Annotated in this window: 17 protein-coding genes; all 17 read left to right on the forward strand. The window is 55.5% G+C overall.

Translation table 11 applies throughout. From position 1 onward, the window contains the following. Positions 1-5 precede the first annotated feature (5 nt). The 17 genes from rpoC to rplN all read left to right on the forward strand — a co-directional run bounded on the left by rpoC (position 6) and on the right by rplN (position 14,281). The gene (gene rpoC, locus JWU58_RS03620; protein WP_016772940.1) at positions 6-4,205 is read left to right on the forward strand and encodes a DNA-directed RNA polymerase subunit beta'; all 4,200 of its coding nucleotides are present in this window, start codon (positions 6-8) and stop codon (positions 4,203-4,205) included. Positions 4,206-4,421: 216 nt separating this feature from the next. Continuing rightward, positions 4,422-4,793, forward strand: coding sequence for a 30S ribosomal protein S12 (gene rpsL / locus JWU58_RS03625; RefSeq protein ID WP_003186084.1), 372 nt, complete (start codon positions 4,422-4,424; stop codon positions 4,791-4,793). Positions 4,794-4,900: 107 nt separating this feature from the next. Further along, positions 4,901-5,374: a 30S ribosomal protein S7 gene (gene rpsG, locus JWU58_RS03630; protein WP_016772941.1), complete on the forward strand. Its 474-nt coding sequence runs from the start codon at positions 4,901-4,903 to the stop codon at positions 5,372-5,374. Between the two features lie 30 nt (positions 5,375-5,404). After that, positions 5,405-7,510: an elongation factor G gene (gene fusA, locus JWU58_RS03635; protein WP_016772942.1), complete on the forward strand. Its 2,106-nt coding sequence runs from the start codon at positions 5,405-5,407 to the stop codon at positions 7,508-7,510. 31 nt (positions 7,511-7,541) lie between these two features. Then, the gene (gene tuf, locus JWU58_RS03640) at positions 7,542-8,735 is read left to right on the forward strand and encodes an elongation factor Tu (RefSeq protein WP_024014521.1); all 1,194 of its coding nucleotides are present in this window, start codon (positions 7,542-7,544) and stop codon (positions 8,733-8,735) included. Between the two features lie 154 nt (positions 8,736-8,889). After that, entirely contained in the window at positions 8,890-9,201 is a 312-nt protein-coding gene (rpsJ, locus tag JWU58_RS03645; RefSeq protein ID WP_003186070.1) for a 30S ribosomal protein S10, read from the forward strand. 80 nt (positions 9,202-9,281) lie between these two features. Beyond that, positions 9,282-9,917 (forward strand): 50S ribosomal protein L3, encoded by a 636-nt coding sequence (rplC, locus tag JWU58_RS03650; RefSeq protein ID WP_003228738.1) that lies wholly within the window; start codon positions 9,282-9,284, stop codon positions 9,915-9,917. 12 nt (positions 9,918-9,929) lie between these two features. Continuing rightward, positions 9,930-10,532, forward strand: a complete 603-nt coding sequence (gene rplD / locus JWU58_RS03655) for a 50S ribosomal protein L4 (RefSeq protein WP_003228735.1) — start codon at positions 9,930-9,932, stop codon at positions 10,530-10,532. After that, positions 10,529-10,828, forward strand: coding sequence for a 50S ribosomal protein L23 (rplW, locus tag JWU58_RS03660; RefSeq protein WP_002555488.1), 300 nt, complete (start codon positions 10,529-10,531; stop codon positions 10,826-10,828). Before rplD ends, rplW begins: the two co-directional genes overlap by 4 nt. A gap of 14 nt (positions 10,829-10,842) precedes the next feature. Further along, positions 10,843-11,667: a 50S ribosomal protein L2 gene (rplB, locus tag JWU58_RS03665; protein WP_016772943.1), complete on the forward strand. Its 825-nt coding sequence runs from the start codon at positions 10,843-10,845 to the stop codon at positions 11,665-11,667. A gap of 16 nt (positions 11,668-11,683) precedes the next feature. Then, positions 11,684-11,959, forward strand: coding sequence for a 30S ribosomal protein S19 (rpsS, locus tag JWU58_RS03670; protein WP_011336172.1), 276 nt, complete (start codon positions 11,684-11,686; stop codon positions 11,957-11,959). 11 nt (positions 11,960-11,970) lie between these two features. Further along, positions 11,971-12,303 carry a 50S ribosomal protein L22 gene (gene rplV / locus JWU58_RS03675; protein ID WP_003103908.1) on the forward strand — a complete coding sequence of 111 codons (333 nt, stop codon included), beginning with the start codon at positions 11,971-11,973 and terminating at the stop codon, positions 12,301-12,303. A gap of 13 nt (positions 12,304-12,316) precedes the next feature. Further along, positions 12,317-13,003, forward strand: a complete 687-nt coding sequence (gene rpsC / locus JWU58_RS03680) for a 30S ribosomal protein S3 (protein ID WP_003176422.1) — start codon at positions 12,317-12,319, stop codon at positions 13,001-13,003. A 12-nt stretch (positions 13,004-13,015) separates the two neighbouring features. Then, a complete protein-coding gene (rplP, locus tag JWU58_RS03685) occupies positions 13,016-13,429 on the forward strand; it encodes a 50S ribosomal protein L16 (RefSeq protein WP_003228729.1) in 414 nt (137 codons plus the stop codon). Continuing rightward, positions 13,429-13,620, forward strand: a complete 192-nt coding sequence (gene rpmC, locus JWU58_RS03690; RefSeq protein WP_002555481.1) for a 50S ribosomal protein L29 — start codon at positions 13,429-13,431, stop codon at positions 13,618-13,620. The genes rplP and rpmC overlap by 1 nt, the downstream gene beginning before the upstream one ends. Positions 13,621-13,622: 2 nt before the next feature. Beyond that, positions 13,623-13,889, forward strand: coding sequence for a 30S ribosomal protein S17 (rpsQ, locus tag JWU58_RS03695; RefSeq protein WP_003194644.1), 267 nt, complete (start codon positions 13,623-13,625; stop codon positions 13,887-13,889). 23 nt (positions 13,890-13,912) lie between these two features. Then, the gene (gene rplN, locus JWU58_RS03700; protein ID WP_002555479.1) at positions 13,913-14,281 is read left to right on the forward strand and encodes a 50S ribosomal protein L14; all 369 of its coding nucleotides are present in this window, start codon (positions 13,913-13,915) and stop codon (positions 14,279-14,281) included.

Consider the following 14,281-nt stretch of genomic DNA (forward strand, 5'->3'; position numbering starts at 1 on the left):
AGGCCTTGAAAGACCTACTGAATTTGCTGAAAAACCAGGGTCAAGTCGAAGAGTTCGACGCCATCCGCATCGGATTGGCCTCGCCGGAGATGATCCGTTCGTGGTCGTTCGGTGAAGTTAAAAAGCCGGAAACCATCAACTACCGTACGTTCAAACCCGAGCGTGACGGCCTGTTCTGCGCCAAGATCTTTGGTCCGGTAAAGGATTACGAGTGCCTGTGCGGTAAGTACAAGCGCTTGAAGCACCGTGGTGTGATCTGCGAGAAGTGCGGCGTTGAAGTCGCACTGGCAAAGGTTCGTCGTGAGCGCATGGCGCACATCGAACTGGCTTCGCCGGTTGCCCACATCTGGTTCCTGAAATCGCTGCCGTCGCGTATCGGCCTGCTGATGGACATGACCCTGCGTGATATCGAACGCGTTCTCTACTTCGAGAGCTATGTCGTTATCGATCCAGGCATGACCACCCTTGAGAAAGGTCAGCTGCTGAACGACGAGCAGTATTTCGAAGCGCTGGAAGAGTTTGGTGACGATTTCGACGCCCGCATGGGTGCCGAAGCTGTCCGTGAACTGCTGCATGCTATCGACCTGGAGCACGAGATTGGCCGTCTGCGCGAAGAGATTCCGCAAACCAACTCGGAAACCAAGATCAAGAAGCTGTCCAAGCGTCTGAAGTTGATGGAAGCCTTCCAGGGTTCCGGCAACCTGCCAGAGTGGATGGTGCTGACCGTTCTGCCGGTTCTGCCGCCAGATCTGCGTCCACTGGTCCCGCTGGATGGCGGTCGTTTCGCGACCTCCGACCTCAACGATCTGTATCGTCGAGTGATCAACCGTAACAACCGTTTGAAGCGCCTGCTGGATCTGTCCGCGCCGGACATCATCGTGCGCAACGAAAAGCGTATGTTGCAGGAAGCGGTCGATGCACTGCTCGACAACGGTCGTCGTGGCCGCGCAATCACCGGTTCCAACAAGCGTCCTCTGAAATCCCTGGCTGACATGATCAAGGGTAAGCAAGGTCGTTTCCGTCAGAACTTGCTCGGTAAGCGTGTTGACTACTCCGGTCGTTCGGTAATTACCGTAGGCCCGACCCTGCGTCTGCACCAGTGCGGTCTGCCGAAGAAGATGGCTCTCGAGCTGTTCAAGCCGTTCATTTTCGGCAAGCTGGAAATGCGTGGTCTGGCGACCACCATCAAAGCGGCCAAGAAAATGGTCGAGCGCGAGTTGCCAGAGGTTTGGGACGTTCTCGCTGAAGTGATTCGCGAACACCCGGTTCTGCTCAACCGTGCACCGACCCTTCACCGTCTGGGTATCCAGGCGTTTGAACCGGTACTGATCGAAGGTAAGGCTATCCAGCTGCACCCTCTGGTCTGCGCCGCGTACAACGCCGACTTCGACGGCGACCAAATGGCCGTGCACGTACCGCTGACGCTGGAAGCCCAGCTCGAAGCCCGTGCGTTGATGATGTCGACCAACAACATTCTGTCGCCAGCCAACGGTGAGCCAATCATCGTTCCGTCGCAGGACGTTGTATTGGGTCTGTACTACATGACTCGTGAAGCGATCAACGCCAAGGGCGAAGGTCGTGTGTTCGCGGATCTGCAGGAAGTCGACCGTGTGTTCCGTGCCGGCGAAGCCGCACTGCACGCCAAGGTCAAGGTTCGTATCAACGAAACCGTCAACGACCGTGACGGCAACAGCGTGAGCGGTACCCGTATCGTCGACACCACTGTCGGCCGTGCGCTGCTGTTCCAGGTTGTGCCGAAAGGTCTGTCGTTCGACGTCGTCAACCTGCCGATGAAGAAAAAGGCGATCTCCAAGCTGATCAACCAGTGCTACCGCGTGGTTGGTCTGAAAGAGACCGTGATCTTCGCTGACCAGTTGATGTACACCGGTTTCGCTTACTCGACCATCTCCGGCGTTTCCATCGGTGTTAACGACTTCGTTATCCCGGATGAAAAAGCCCGCATCATCGGTGCAGCCACCGACGAAGTGAAAGAGATCGAGAGCCAGTACGCCTCCGGCCTGGTAACCCAGGGCGAGAAGTACAACAAAGTGATCGACCTCTGGTCGAAAGCGAACGACGAAGTTTCCAAGGCGATGATGGCCAACCTCTCGAAAGAGAAAGTCATCGACCGTCACGGCGACGAAGTCGACCAAGAGTCTTTCAACTCGATGTACATGATGGCCGACTCGGGTGCGCGGGGTTCCGCAGCACAGATTCGTCAGCTGGCCGGTATGCGTGGTCTGATGGCCAAGCCGGACGGTTCCATCATTGAAACGCCGATTACTGCGAACTTCCGTGAAGGTCTGAGCGTACTTCAGTACTTCATCTCGACTCACGGTGCTCGTAAAGGTCTGGCGGATACCGCGTTGAAAACCGCTAACTCCGGTTACCTGACGCGTCGTCTGGTAGACGTGGCGCAGGATCTGGTAGTTACCGAGATCGATTGCGGCACCGAACACGGTCTGCTGATGACTCCGCACATTGAAGGCGGTGACGTTGTAGAGCCGCTGGGTGAGCGCGTATTGGGTCGTGTCATTGCCCGTGACGTATTCAAGCCGGGTACCGAGGACGTTATCGTTCCTGCCGGCACTCTGGTTGACGAGAAGTGGGTCGAGTTCATCGAGCTGAACAGCATCGACGAAGTGATCGTGCGTTCGCCGATCAGCTGCGAAACCCGCTACGGCATCTGTGCCAAGTGCTACGGCCGTGATCTGGCTCGTGGTCACCAGGTGAACATCGGTGAAGCGGTCGGCGTTATCGCTGCCCAGTCCATCGGTGAGCCGGGTACTCAGCTGACCATGCGTACGTTCCACATCGGTGGTGCGGCAAGCCGTACTTCCGCAGCCGACAGCGTTCAGGTGAAGAATGGCGGTACCGTCCGTCTGCACAACCTGAAGCACGTTGAGCGAGTGGATGGCCATCTGGTTGCGGTGTCCCGTTCCGGTGAGCTGGCAATTGCGGACGACTTCGGTCGTGAGCGCGAGCGTTACAAGCTGCCGTACGGTGCTGTGATTTCGGTTAAGGAAGGTGACAAGGTCGACGCTGGCGCAATCGTGGCTAAGTGGGATCCGCACACTCACCCGATCGTTACCGAAATGAAAGGTACCGTGACCTACGTGGGCATGGAAGAAGGCATCACGATCAAGCGTCAGACTGACGAATTGACCGGTATGACCAACATTGAAGTACTCGACGCGAAAGATCGTCCAGCTGCCGGCAAGGAAATCCGTCCAGCAGTGAAGATGGTCGACGACAACGGCAAGGATCTGTTGCTGCCAGGCACTGACGTTATCGCTCAGTACTTCCTGCCAGCAAACGCCCTGGTCGGTGTGGCTGACGGTGCGAAGATTGCGATCGGTGATGTTATCGCTCGTATCCCGCAGGAAACTTCGAAGACCCGTGACATCACCGGTGGTCTGCCGCGTGTTGCCGACCTGTTCGAAGCCCGTCGTCCGAAAGAAGCGTCGATTCTGGCTGAAGTCAGCGGCACCATCGCGTTCGGTAAAGAGACCAAGGGCAAGCGCCGTCTGGTCATTACCCCGAACGACGGTAGCGATCCGTACGAAGAGCTGATTCCGAAGTGGCGTCACCTGAACGTCTTCGAAGGCGAACAGGTAAACCGCGGCGAAGTTATCTCCGACGGTCCAAGCGATCCGCACGACATCCTGCGTCTGCTGGGTGTAAGCGCGCTGGCCAAGTACATCGTCAACGAGATCCAGGACGTTTATCGTCTGCAAGGCGTGAAGATCAACGACAAGCACATCGAGACCATCCTGCGTCAGATGCTGCGTAAAGTTGAGATCTCCGAGTCCGGCGATTCCAGCTTCATCAAGGGCGACCAGATGGAACTGACTCACGTGCTGGTAGAGAACGAGCGTCTGAGCGCGGAAGACAAGTTTGTCTCCAAGTTCACTCGCGTTCTGCTGGGTATCACCAAGGCGTCGTTGTCCACCGAATCGTTCATCTCGGCGGCTTCCTTCCAGGAAACCACCCGCGTACTGACCGAAGCGGCAGTCACCGGCAAGCGCGATTACCTGCGCGGCCTGAAAGAAAACGTAGTCGTGGGTCGTCTGATCCCGGCCGGTACCGGTCTTGCCTATCACAGCGAGCGCAAGCGTCGCCGTGATGCCGACAAGCCGTTGCGCGTGAGCGCCAGTGAAGTGGAAGCGGCACTGACCGAAGCGCTGAACTCGAGCGGTAACTGAGTTCTGCGATAAACGAGCGTGAGGCCCTGATCGCTCCGTTCGTCGAATCGAGACATTAAGTCAAGGTTCGATGGGCGGGGAGGTCGGGGCCTTGCCTTGACTGGGATCAAGATCCTCTTTAGACTCTTGATCCCCTAAATTTGGCGGGAATTCGTTCCTGCCATTTTGCTTTTCTTGCAAGACAATAGCGTCGCAAGACAACAGTGGAGCTAGTAGATGGCAACTATCAACCAGCTGGTACGTCAGCCGCGTAAGCGTATCGTCGAGAAATCCGACGTACCTGCGCTGCAGAACTGCCCGCAACGTCGTGGCGTGTGCACCCGTGTGTACACCACCACGCCGAAAAAACCTAACTCGGCACTGCGTAAAGTATGCCGTGTGCGTCTGACCAACGGTTTCGAGGTTTCCTCGTACATCGGTGGTGAAGGCCACAACCTGCAAGAGCACAGCGTGGTACTGATCCGCGGCGGTCGTGTAAAGGACTTGCCAGGTGTTCGTTACCACACCGTTCGCGGCTCCTTGGATACTTCCGGCGTTAAAGGCCGTAACCAGGGTCGTTCGAAGTACGGTACCAAGCGTCCGAAGTAATCGGCCGTTTTGCAGATTTTTATTTTATTGAGTCGATAAGAGTAAGGTCGGGCACGCATCCTCTGGATCTGTCCCGAGCTAACCTGAAGACCGCTTGAGGGCTTATCATGCCAAGACGTCGCGTAGCAGCAAAGCGTGAGATTCTGGACGATCCGAAATACGGAAGCCAGATCCTCGCCAAATTCATGAACCACGTTATGGAAAGCGGCAAGAAAGCCGTTGCCGAGCGTATCGTTTATGGTGCCCTGGAAACCGTTGCGGCCCGTAAGGCTGGCACCGATCCCCTGGAACTCTTCGAAAAAGCACTCGACGCCATCGCTCCGCTGGTCGAAGTGAAGTCGCGCCGCGTTGGTGGTGCTACTTACCAGGTTCCGGTCGAGGTTCGTCCTTCCCGTCGTAACGCTCTGGCAATGCGCTGGTTGGTAGACTTCGCCCGTAAGCGCGGCGAGAAGTCTATGGCTCTGCGTTTGGCTGGCGAACTGCTGGATGCTGCTGAAGGTAAAGGTGCTGCTGTTAAGAAGCGTGAAGACGTGCACCGTATGGCCGAAGCTAACAAAGCTTTCTCGCACTACCGCTTCTAATTTTAGCTTCACTAATTTTGCGAGGGCTTTATGGCTCGTACTACTCCGATTAGCCGCTACCGTAACATCGGTATCGTCGCTCACGTGGATGCTGGTAAAACCACCACCACCGAGCGCGTACTGTTTTACACCGGCAAAAGTCACAAAATGGGCGAGGTGCATGATGGCGCCGCGACCACAGACTGGATGGTTCAGGAGCAGGAGCGTGGTATTACCATTACTTCTGCTGCCATTACCGCCTTCTGGAAAGGTTCCGAGAAGCAGTACTCTCACGAGCACCGTTTCAACGTAATCGATACCCCGGGCCACGTTGACTTCACCATTGAAGTTGAGCGCTCCCTGCGCGTACTCGACGGCGCTGTCGTCGTGTTCTGCGGTACTTCGGGTGTTGAGCCGCAGTCGGAAACCGTATGGCGTCAAGCCAACAAGTACGGCGTTCCACGTCTTGTTTACGTAAACAAGATGGACCGTGCCGGCGCCAACTTCCTGCGCGTGATCGGTCAGATCAAGCAGCGTCTGGGTCACACTCCGGTGCCGATCCAGTTGGCCATCGGTTCCGAAGACAACTTCCAGGGTCAGATCGATCTGATCAACATGCAAGCTGTCTACTGGAACGACTCCGACAAAGGTATGGTCCCTGTTCGCAAGGACATTCCTGCCGAGCTGCAAGAGCTGGCTGAAGAGTGGCGCAACAACATGGTTGAAGCTGCTGCCGAAGCCAACGAAGAGCTGATGAACAAGTACCTGGAAGGCGAAGAGCTGTCGATCGAAGAGATCAAGGCTGCTTTGCGTCAGCGTACTATCGCCGGCGAAATCGTTCTGGCCGTTTGCGGTTCTTCGTTCAAGAACAAGGGCGTTCCCCTGGTTCTCGACGCCGTTATCGACTACCTGCCTGCTCCGACCGACATTCCCGCTATCAAGGGTTCCAACCCTGATAACGAGGAAGAAGAGATGGAGCGTCATGCAGACGACAACGAGCCTTTCGCGGCTCTGGCGTTCAAGATCGCTACCGACCCATTCGTGGGTACCCTGACCTTCGTCCGCGTTTACTCGGGCGTGTTGAACTCCGGCGACGGCGTGATCAACTCGGTCAAAGGCAAGAAAGAGCGCGTGGGTCGTATGGTGCAAATGCACGCAAACGCTCGCGAAGAGATCAAGGAAGTGCGCGCTGGTGACATCGCGGCCCTGATCGGCATGAAGGACGTCACCACCGGTGAAACCCTCTGCAACGCTGACAAGCCAATCATCCTGGTTCGCATGGACTTCCCGGAGCCGGTTATTTCGGTTGCCGTAGAGCCTAAGACCAAGGATGACCAGGAGAAAATGGGTATCGCTCTGGGCAAACTCGCTCAGGAAGACCCGTCTTTCCGCGTTAAAACTGATGAAGAGACTGGTCAGACGATCATCTCCGGCATGGGCGAGCTGCACCTGGACATCCTGGTTGACCGGATGCGCCGTGAGTTCAACGTCGAAGCCAACATCGGCAAGCCTCAGGTTTCGTATCGTGAGCGCATCACGAAGAACTGTGAAATCGAAGGCAAGTTCGTTCGTCAGTCCGGTGGTCGCGGCCAGTTCGGTCACTGCTGGATCCGTTTTGCTCCTGCTGACGAAGGTCAGGAAGGTCTGCAATTCGTGAACGAAGTTGTAGGTGGTGTGGTTCCTAAGGAATACATCCCGGCTATCCAGAAGGGTATCGAAGAGCAGATGAAGAACGGCGTTGTTGCCGGCTATCCGCTGATCGGCCTGAAGGCTACCGTGTTCGATGGTTCTTACCACGACGTCGACTCCAACGAGATGGCGTTCAAGGTGGCTGCTTCCATGGCGACCAAGCAACTGGCCCAGAAGGGTGGTGGTGAGTTGCTCGAGCCGATCATGGCGGTAGAGGTTGTTACGCCTGAAGACTATATGGGTGATGTGATGGGCGACCTTAACCGTCGTCGCGGCATGATCCAGGGTATGGAAGACACAGTGTCCGGCAAGGTTATCCGTGCCGAGGTTCCACTGGGTGAGATGTTCGGTTATGCGACCGACGTTCGTTCCATGTCCCAGGGTCGCGCAAGCTACTCTATGGAATTCAAAAAATACGATACGGCTCCGTCGCACATCGTCGAATCCGTAACCAAAAAACAAGGCTGATTCAGCCCCTTTAGGCTAGGAGTTAATTGTCGTGGCTAAAGAAAAATTTGATCGTTCCCTACCGCACGTCAACGTTGGCACCATTGGTCACGTTGACCACGGTAAAACCACTCTGACTGCTGCTCTGACTCGCGTCTGCTCCGAAGTTTTCGGTTCGGCCGTCGTTGAATTCGACAAGATCGACAGCGCACCAGAAGAAAAAGCTCGCGGTATCACCATCAACACCGCTCACGTTGAGTACAACTCGACTATTCGTCACTACGCTCACGTTGACTGCCCAGGTCACGCTGACTATGTGAAGAACATGATCACCGGTGCTGCCCAGATGGACGGCGCGATCCTGGTTTGCTCGGCCGCTGATGGTCCGATGCCACAAACCCGTGAGCACATCCTGCTGTCCCGTCAGGTAGGCGTTCCGTACATCGTGGTTTTCCTGAACAAGGCTGACCTGGTAGACGACGCTGAGCTGCTGGAACTGGTTGAGATGGAAGTTCGTGACCTGCTGTCGACCTACGACTTCCCAGGCGACGACACTCCGATCATCATCGGTTCGGCTCGTATGGCGCTGGAAGGCAAAGACGACAACGAAATGGGCACCACTGCCGTTCGTAAACTGGTTGAAACTCTGGATACCTACATCCCAGAACCAGTTCGTATGATCGACAAGCCATTCCTGATGCCAATCGAAGACGTATTCTCGATCTCGGGTCGCGGTACTGTTGTGACTGGTCGTATCGAGCGCGGTATCGTTCGCGTTCAGGATGCTCTGGAAATCGTTGGTCTGCGTGACACCACCACCACCACCTGCACCGGTGTTGAGATGTTCCGCAAGCTGCTCGACGAAGGTCGTGCTGGCGAGAACTGCGGCGTTCTGCTGCGTGGTACCAAGCGTGACGACGTTGAGCGTGGCCAGGTTCTGGTCAAGCCAGGTTCGGTCAAGCCGCACACCAAGTTCACCGCAGAAGTTTACGTTCTGAGCAAGGAAGAAGGCGGTCGTCACACTCCGTTCTTCAAAGGCTACCGTCCACAGTTCTACTTCCGTACTACTGACGTGACTGGTAACTGCGAGCTGCCAGAAGGCGTTGAAATGGTAATGCCAGGTGACAACATTCAGATGACTGTTACCCTGATCAAAACCATCGCGATGGAAGACGGTCTGCGTTTCGCTATCCGTGAAGGCGGTCGTACCGTCGGCGCCGGCGTCGTAGCCAAAATCATCGAGTAAGACTTTTAAAGTCAGCTTGATGGATTGAAAAAGCCCCCGCTCAGCGGGGGCTTTTTTATTGGGTTGACACCTATCGGGGGCGTCTATAGAATTGCGCCTCCTTTTAACGGGCGTATTGCGCCCGGTGGGAATAGCAGCCGGAGTCTGAAATCCAATGCAAAATCAGCAAATCCGTATCAGGTTGAAGGCTTTTGACCATCGCCTGATCGACCAATCAACCCAGGAAATCGTGGAAACCGCGAAACGTACTGGTGCTCAAGTGCGTGGTCCAATTCCACTGCCTACCCGTAAAGAGCGGTTCACCGTTCTGGTTTCCCCGCATGTCAACAAAGACGCGCGTGACCAGTACGAGATCCGCACTCATAAGCGTGTTCTGGATATCGTCCAGCCAACGGATAAAACCGTTGACGCGCTGATGAAGCTTGATCTTGCGGCCGGTGTGGAAGTGCAGATCAGCCTCGGCTAAGACTCGGTCTTGGTCGTGTAACGCTCTGAAATGGGCGGCCATAGCGGGTGAAAGCCCCGTACACTCATGAGGTTTACAACATGACTATTGGTGTAGTCGGTCGTAAATGCGGTATGACCCGTATTTTCACCGAAGAAGGTGTCTCCATTCCGGTCACGGTCATTGAGATCGAGCCGAATCGCGTCACCCAGTTCAAAACTGAAGAGACCGATGGCTATCGTGCAGTGCAAGTCACTGTCGGCGAGCGTCGCGCTTCGCGTGTAACAGCAGCTCAGGCTGGCCACTTCGCTAAAGCGAACGTTGCCGCTGGTCGCACCACCATGGAATTCCGCCTTGAAGAAGGCGAGTACCAGGCTGGCGATCTGATCAACGCTGAAATCTTCGCCGCTGGTCAACTGGTTGATGTAACCGGTCAGTCCAAGGGTAAAGGCTTCCAGGGTACGATCAAGCGTTGGAATTTCCGCGGGCAAGATAACACCCACGGTAACTCCGTATCCCACCGCGTCCCAGGCTCTATCGGCCAGTGCCAGACTCCTGGTCGTGTATTCAAGGGCAAAAAAATGTCCGGTCATATGGGCGCTGAGCGCGTGACCGTGCAGTCCCTGGAAGTAGTGCGCGTGGACGCTGAACGCAATCTGTTGTTGGTCAAGGGTGCTGTTCCTGGCGCTACTGGCGGCAACCTGGTTGTACGTCCAGCAGCCAAGGCTCGCGGTTAAGGGGAAGCTGACATGCAATTAAATGTAAATGACGCTCAAGCGATCGAAGTTTCCGAACTGACATTTGGCGGCGAATTCAACGAGACGCTGGTTCACCAAGCGGTCGTGGCCTACATGGCCGGCGGCCGTCAAGGTAGCAAGCAGCAGAAGACCCGTTCCGACGTTCGTGGTGGCGGCAAGCGCCCATGGCGTCAGAAAGGTACTGGCCGTGCTCGTGCCGGTACTATCCGTAGCCCAATCTGGCGTGGCGGCGGTACCACTTTCGCAGCTCGTCCACAGGATCACTCCCAGAAGCTGAACAAGAAGATGTATCGCGCAGCAATGCGTTCCATCCTTGCTGAGCTGGTGCGTACTGATCGTCTGGTCGTGGTTCAGGATTTCGCTGTTGAAACTCCGAAAACCAAAGATCTGCTGGGCAAACTGAACAACATGAGCCTGACCGACGTTCTGATCGTGTCGGACGCTGTTGATCAGAACCTGTACCTGGCTGCTCGCAACCTGCCGCACGTAGATGTACGTGATGTGCAAGGTTCCGATCCAGTTAGTCTGATCGCATACGACAAGGTGTTGATCACCGTGTCGGCCGTGAAGAAATTCGAGGAGCTGCTGGGATGAACCAGGAACGCGTATTTAAAGTTCTGCTTGGCCCGCACGTTTCCGAGAAGGCTACGGTTCTGGCAGACAAGAAAGGCCAGTTCGTTTTCAAGGTTGCTACTGATGCAACCAAGCTGGAAATCAAGAAGGCCGTCGAAAGCCTGTTCAGCGTGAAAGTAGAGCGCGTCACTACCCTGAACGTTCTGGGTAAGAGCAAGCGCACTGCTCGCGGTCTGGGCAAGCGTAATGACTGGAAGAAGGCAGTTATCTCCCTTCAGCCAGGCCAAGATCTCGATTTCAGCAGCAGTGCTGAGTAAGGAAGGGGTGCATCATGGCAATCGTTAAATGCAAACCGACTTCCCCTGGCCGCCGTTTTGTGGTCAAGGTGGTCAACCAGGAGCTGCATAAAGGCGCTCCTCACGCACCGCTGCTCGAGAAAAAATCGAAGTCTGGTGGTCGTAACAACAATGGCCGTATTACCACTCGTCACATCGGTGGTGGTCATAAGCAGCATTACCGTATGGTCGATTTCCGTCGCAACGACAAAGATGGCATCGTCGCCACTGTCGAGCGTATCGAATACGATCCAAACCGTACTGCTCACATCGCACTGCTTTGCTACGCAGACGGCGAGCGCCGCTACATCATCGCCCCTAAAGGCGTGAGTGCTGGCGACCAGCTGATCGCAGGCGCTCTGGCTCCAATCAAGCCAGGCAACGCTCTGCAACTGCGCAACATTCCAGTCGGTTCTACCGTACACGGCATCGAATTGAAGCCAGGTAAAGGTGCACAGATCGCTCGTTCCGCTGGTGCTTCGGCTCAGCTGATCGCTCGTGAAGGTGTCTACGTGACCCTGCGTCTGCGTTCCGGTGAAATGCGTAAAGTCCTGGCTGAATGCCGTGCGACCCTGGGTGAAGTCTCGAACTCCGAGCACAGCCTGCGTTCGCTGGGTAAAGCTGGTGCCAAACGCTGGCGTGGCGTTCGCCCAACCGTTCGTGGTGTTGCCATGAACCCGGTTGACCACCCACATGGTGGTGGTGAAGGTCGTACCTCTGGTGGTCGTCATCCGGTATCGCCATGGGGCTTCCCGACTAAGGGCGCGAAGACTCGTGGTAATAAGCGTACCGACAAAATGATCGTCCGTCGTCGCAAGTAAATAGAGGGATACGACAGTGCCACGTTCTCTGAAAAAAGGTCCTTTTATTGATCTTCACCTACTGAAGAAGATCGAAGTGGCGGCGGAAAAGAACGATCGCAAACCAATTAAAACCTGGTCGCGTCGTTCGATGATCCTGCCACAAATGGTCGGTCTGACCATCGCAGTACACAACGGTCGTCAGCACGTCCCAGTTCTCGTTAACGAAGACATGGTCGGCCACAAACTGGGCGAGTTCGCCGGTACCCGCAACTATCGCGGGCACGTGGCTGACAAGAAAGCCAAGCGTTAAGGGGTAAGGAAATGGAAGTAGCCGCTAAGTTGTCGGGCGCTCGAATCTCCGCCCAGAAAGCCCGCTTGGTCGCCGACCAGATCCGCGGGAAGAAGGTGGGCGAAGCGCTCAACCTGTTGGCTTTCAGCAGTAAGAAAGCCGCCGAGATCATGAAGAAAGTGCTGGAGTCGGCCGTAGCCAACGCCGAGCATAACGAAGGCGCAGACGTTGATGACCTGAAGGTCAGCACCGTTTTCGTCAACGAAGGGCGTTCGCTGAAGCGCATCATGCCACGTGCCAAAGGCCGTGCTGATCGCATCGTCAAGCGGTCTTGCCATATCACTGTCAAGGTTGCTGACAAGTAACGGAGTCGAAGAGATGGGTCAGAAAGTACATCCCATTGGCATTCGCCTGGGAATCGTCAAGGAGCACACCTCCGTCTGGTACGCAGACGGTCGGACTTATGCGGACTACTTGTTCGCAGATCTGAAAGTGCGTGAGTATCTCCAAGACAAACTAAAAAGCGCGTCCGTAAGCCGTATCGATATCCATCGTCCGGCCCAAACTGCACGCATCACCATCCACACCGCTCGTCCAGGTATCGTTATCGGGAAGAAAGGTGAAGATGTTGAGAAACTGCGTCAGGACCTGACCAAGCAAATGGGTGTGCCTGTGCACATCAATATCGAAGAGATCCGCAAGCCGGAGCTCGACGGTATGCTGGTTGCGCAGAGCGTAGCTCAGCAGCTGGAGCGTCGTGTAATGTTCCGTCGCGCTATGAAGCGCGCTGTACAGAACGCCATGCGCATTGGTGCCAAAGGCATCAAAATCCAAGTGAGCGGTCGTCTCGGCGGTGCTGAAATCGCACGTACTGAATGGTATCGCGAAGGTCGTGTGCCACTGCACACCCTGCGTGCCGACATCGACTATGCCAACTACGAAGCTCACACCACTTACGGTGTGATCGGTGTAAAGGTTTGGATCTTCAAAGGCGAAGTTATTGGTGGTCGCCAAGAAGAACTGAAACCACAAGCACCAGCGCCTCGTAAAAAAGCTGCTAAGTAAGGGGTACGCCAAATGTTGCAACCAAAGCGTACGAAGTTCCGCAAGCAGATGACCGGCCACAACCGTGGTCTGGCACTGCGCGGTAGCAAAGTCAGCTTCGGCGAGTTCGCGCTGAAGTCTGTTGCTCGTGGTCGTCTCACCGCTCGTCAGATCGAGTCAGCGCGTCGTGCTCTGACCCGTCACGTAAAACGTGGCGGCAAGATCTGGATCCGTGTATTCCCGGACAAGCCGATCTCCAAGAAACCTCTCGAGGTTCGTATGGGTAAAGGTAAGGGTAACGTGGAGTACTGGGTTGCCCAGATTCAGCCAGGCAAAGTCCTGTATGAAATCGAGGGTGTTTCTGAAGAGCTGGCGCGTGAGGCTTTCGCCCTGGCTGCTGCAAAGCTGCCGCTCGCCACCTCCTTTGTTAAACGGACGGTGATGTGATGAAAGCGAATGAACTTCGTGAAAAATCCGCACAGCAGCTGAACGAGCAACTGCTCGGCTTGCTGCGCGACCAGTTCAATCTGCGCATGCAGAAAGCAACTGGCCAGTTGGGGCAGTCTCATCTGCTCTCGCAAGTTAAGCGTGACATCGCTCGCGTGAAGACTGTGCTCAACCAGCAGGCAGGTAAGTGATCATGGCTGAAGCCGAAAAAACTGTCCGTACGCTGACTGGCCGTGTTGTCAGCGACAAGATGGACAAAACCATCACCGTTCTGATCGAGCGTCGCGTAAAGCACCCGATCTACGGTAAATACGTTAAGCGTTCGACTAAGCTGCACGCGCACGACGAAACCAATCAGTGCCACATCGGCGACAAAGTCACTATTCGTGAAACTCGTCCGATGGCCAAGACCAAGTCTTGGGCGCTGGTTGATGTTCTCGAACGCGCTGTGGAAGTCTAAGGGCTAGGGGTCGGAGAAATTATATGATTCAGACTCAATCCATGCTCGATGTGGCCGATAACAGCGGCGCTCGCCGTGTTATGTGCATCAAGGTGCTGGGTGGCTCCCATCGTCGTTACGCTGGTATCGGTGACATCATCAAAGTTACCGTAAAGGAAGCAATTCCTCGCGGTAAGGTGAAAAAAGGCCAAGTGATGACTGCTGTTGTAGTCCGCACTCGTCACGGCGTACGTCGTGCTGATGGCTCCATTATCCGCTTTGATGGCAACGCTGCTGTTCTTCTGAACAACAAGCAAGAGCCGATCGGCACCCGTATCTTTGGGCCAGTGACCCGTGAACTTCGTACTGAGAAGTTCATGAAGATCGTCTCGCTCGCCCCAGAAGTGCTGTAA

The sequence above is a fragment of the Pseudomonas atacamensis genome (assembly GCF_017167965.1).
Taxonomy (GTDB): Bacteria; Pseudomonadota; Gammaproteobacteria; order Pseudomonadales; family Pseudomonadaceae; genus Aquipseudomonas; species Aquipseudomonas atacamensis.

Coding starts and splice junctions, on each gene's coding strand:
- rplW (WP_002555488.1), top strand. CDS start 10,529: ATGAACCAGGAACGCGTATTTAAAGTTCTGCTTGGCCCGCACGTTTCC.
- rplV (WP_003103908.1), top strand. CDS start 11,971: ATGGAAGTAGCCGCTAAGTTGTCGGGCGCTCGAATCTCCGCCCAGAAA.
- rplP (WP_003228729.1), top strand. CDS start 13,016: ATGTTGCAACCAAAGCGTACGAAGTTCCGCAAGCAGATGACCGGCCAC.
- fusA (WP_016772942.1), top strand. CDS start 5,405: ATGGCTCGTACTACTCCGATTAGCCGCTACCGTAACATCGGTATCGTC.
- rplC (WP_003228738.1), top strand. CDS start 9,282: ATGACTATTGGTGTAGTCGGTCGTAAATGCGGTATGACCCGTATTTTC.
- rpsJ (WP_003186070.1), top strand. CDS start 8,890: ATGCAAAATCAGCAAATCCGTATCAGGTTGAAGGCTTTTGACCATCGC.
- rplD (WP_003228735.1), top strand. CDS start 9,930: ATGCAATTAAATGTAAATGACGCTCAAGCGATCGAAGTTTCCGAACTG.
- rpsL (WP_003186084.1), top strand. CDS start 4,422: ATGGCAACTATCAACCAGCTGGTACGTCAGCCGCGTAAGCGTATCGTC.
- rplN (WP_002555479.1), top strand. CDS start 13,913: ATGATTCAGACTCAATCCATGCTCGATGTGGCCGATAACAGCGGCGCT.
- rplB (WP_016772943.1), top strand. CDS start 10,843: ATGGCAATCGTTAAATGCAAACCGACTTCCCCTGGCCGCCGTTTTGTG.
- rpsQ (WP_003194644.1), top strand. CDS start 13,623: ATGGCTGAAGCCGAAAAAACTGTCCGTACGCTGACTGGCCGTGTTGTC.
- rpmC (WP_002555481.1), top strand. CDS start 13,429: ATGAAAGCGAATGAACTTCGTGAAAAATCCGCACAGCAGCTGAACGAG.
- rpsC (WP_003176422.1), top strand. CDS start 12,317: ATGGGTCAGAAAGTACATCCCATTGGCATTCGCCTGGGAATCGTCAAG.
- rpsG (WP_016772941.1), top strand. CDS start 4,901: ATGCCAAGACGTCGCGTAGCAGCAAAGCGTGAGATTCTGGACGATCCG.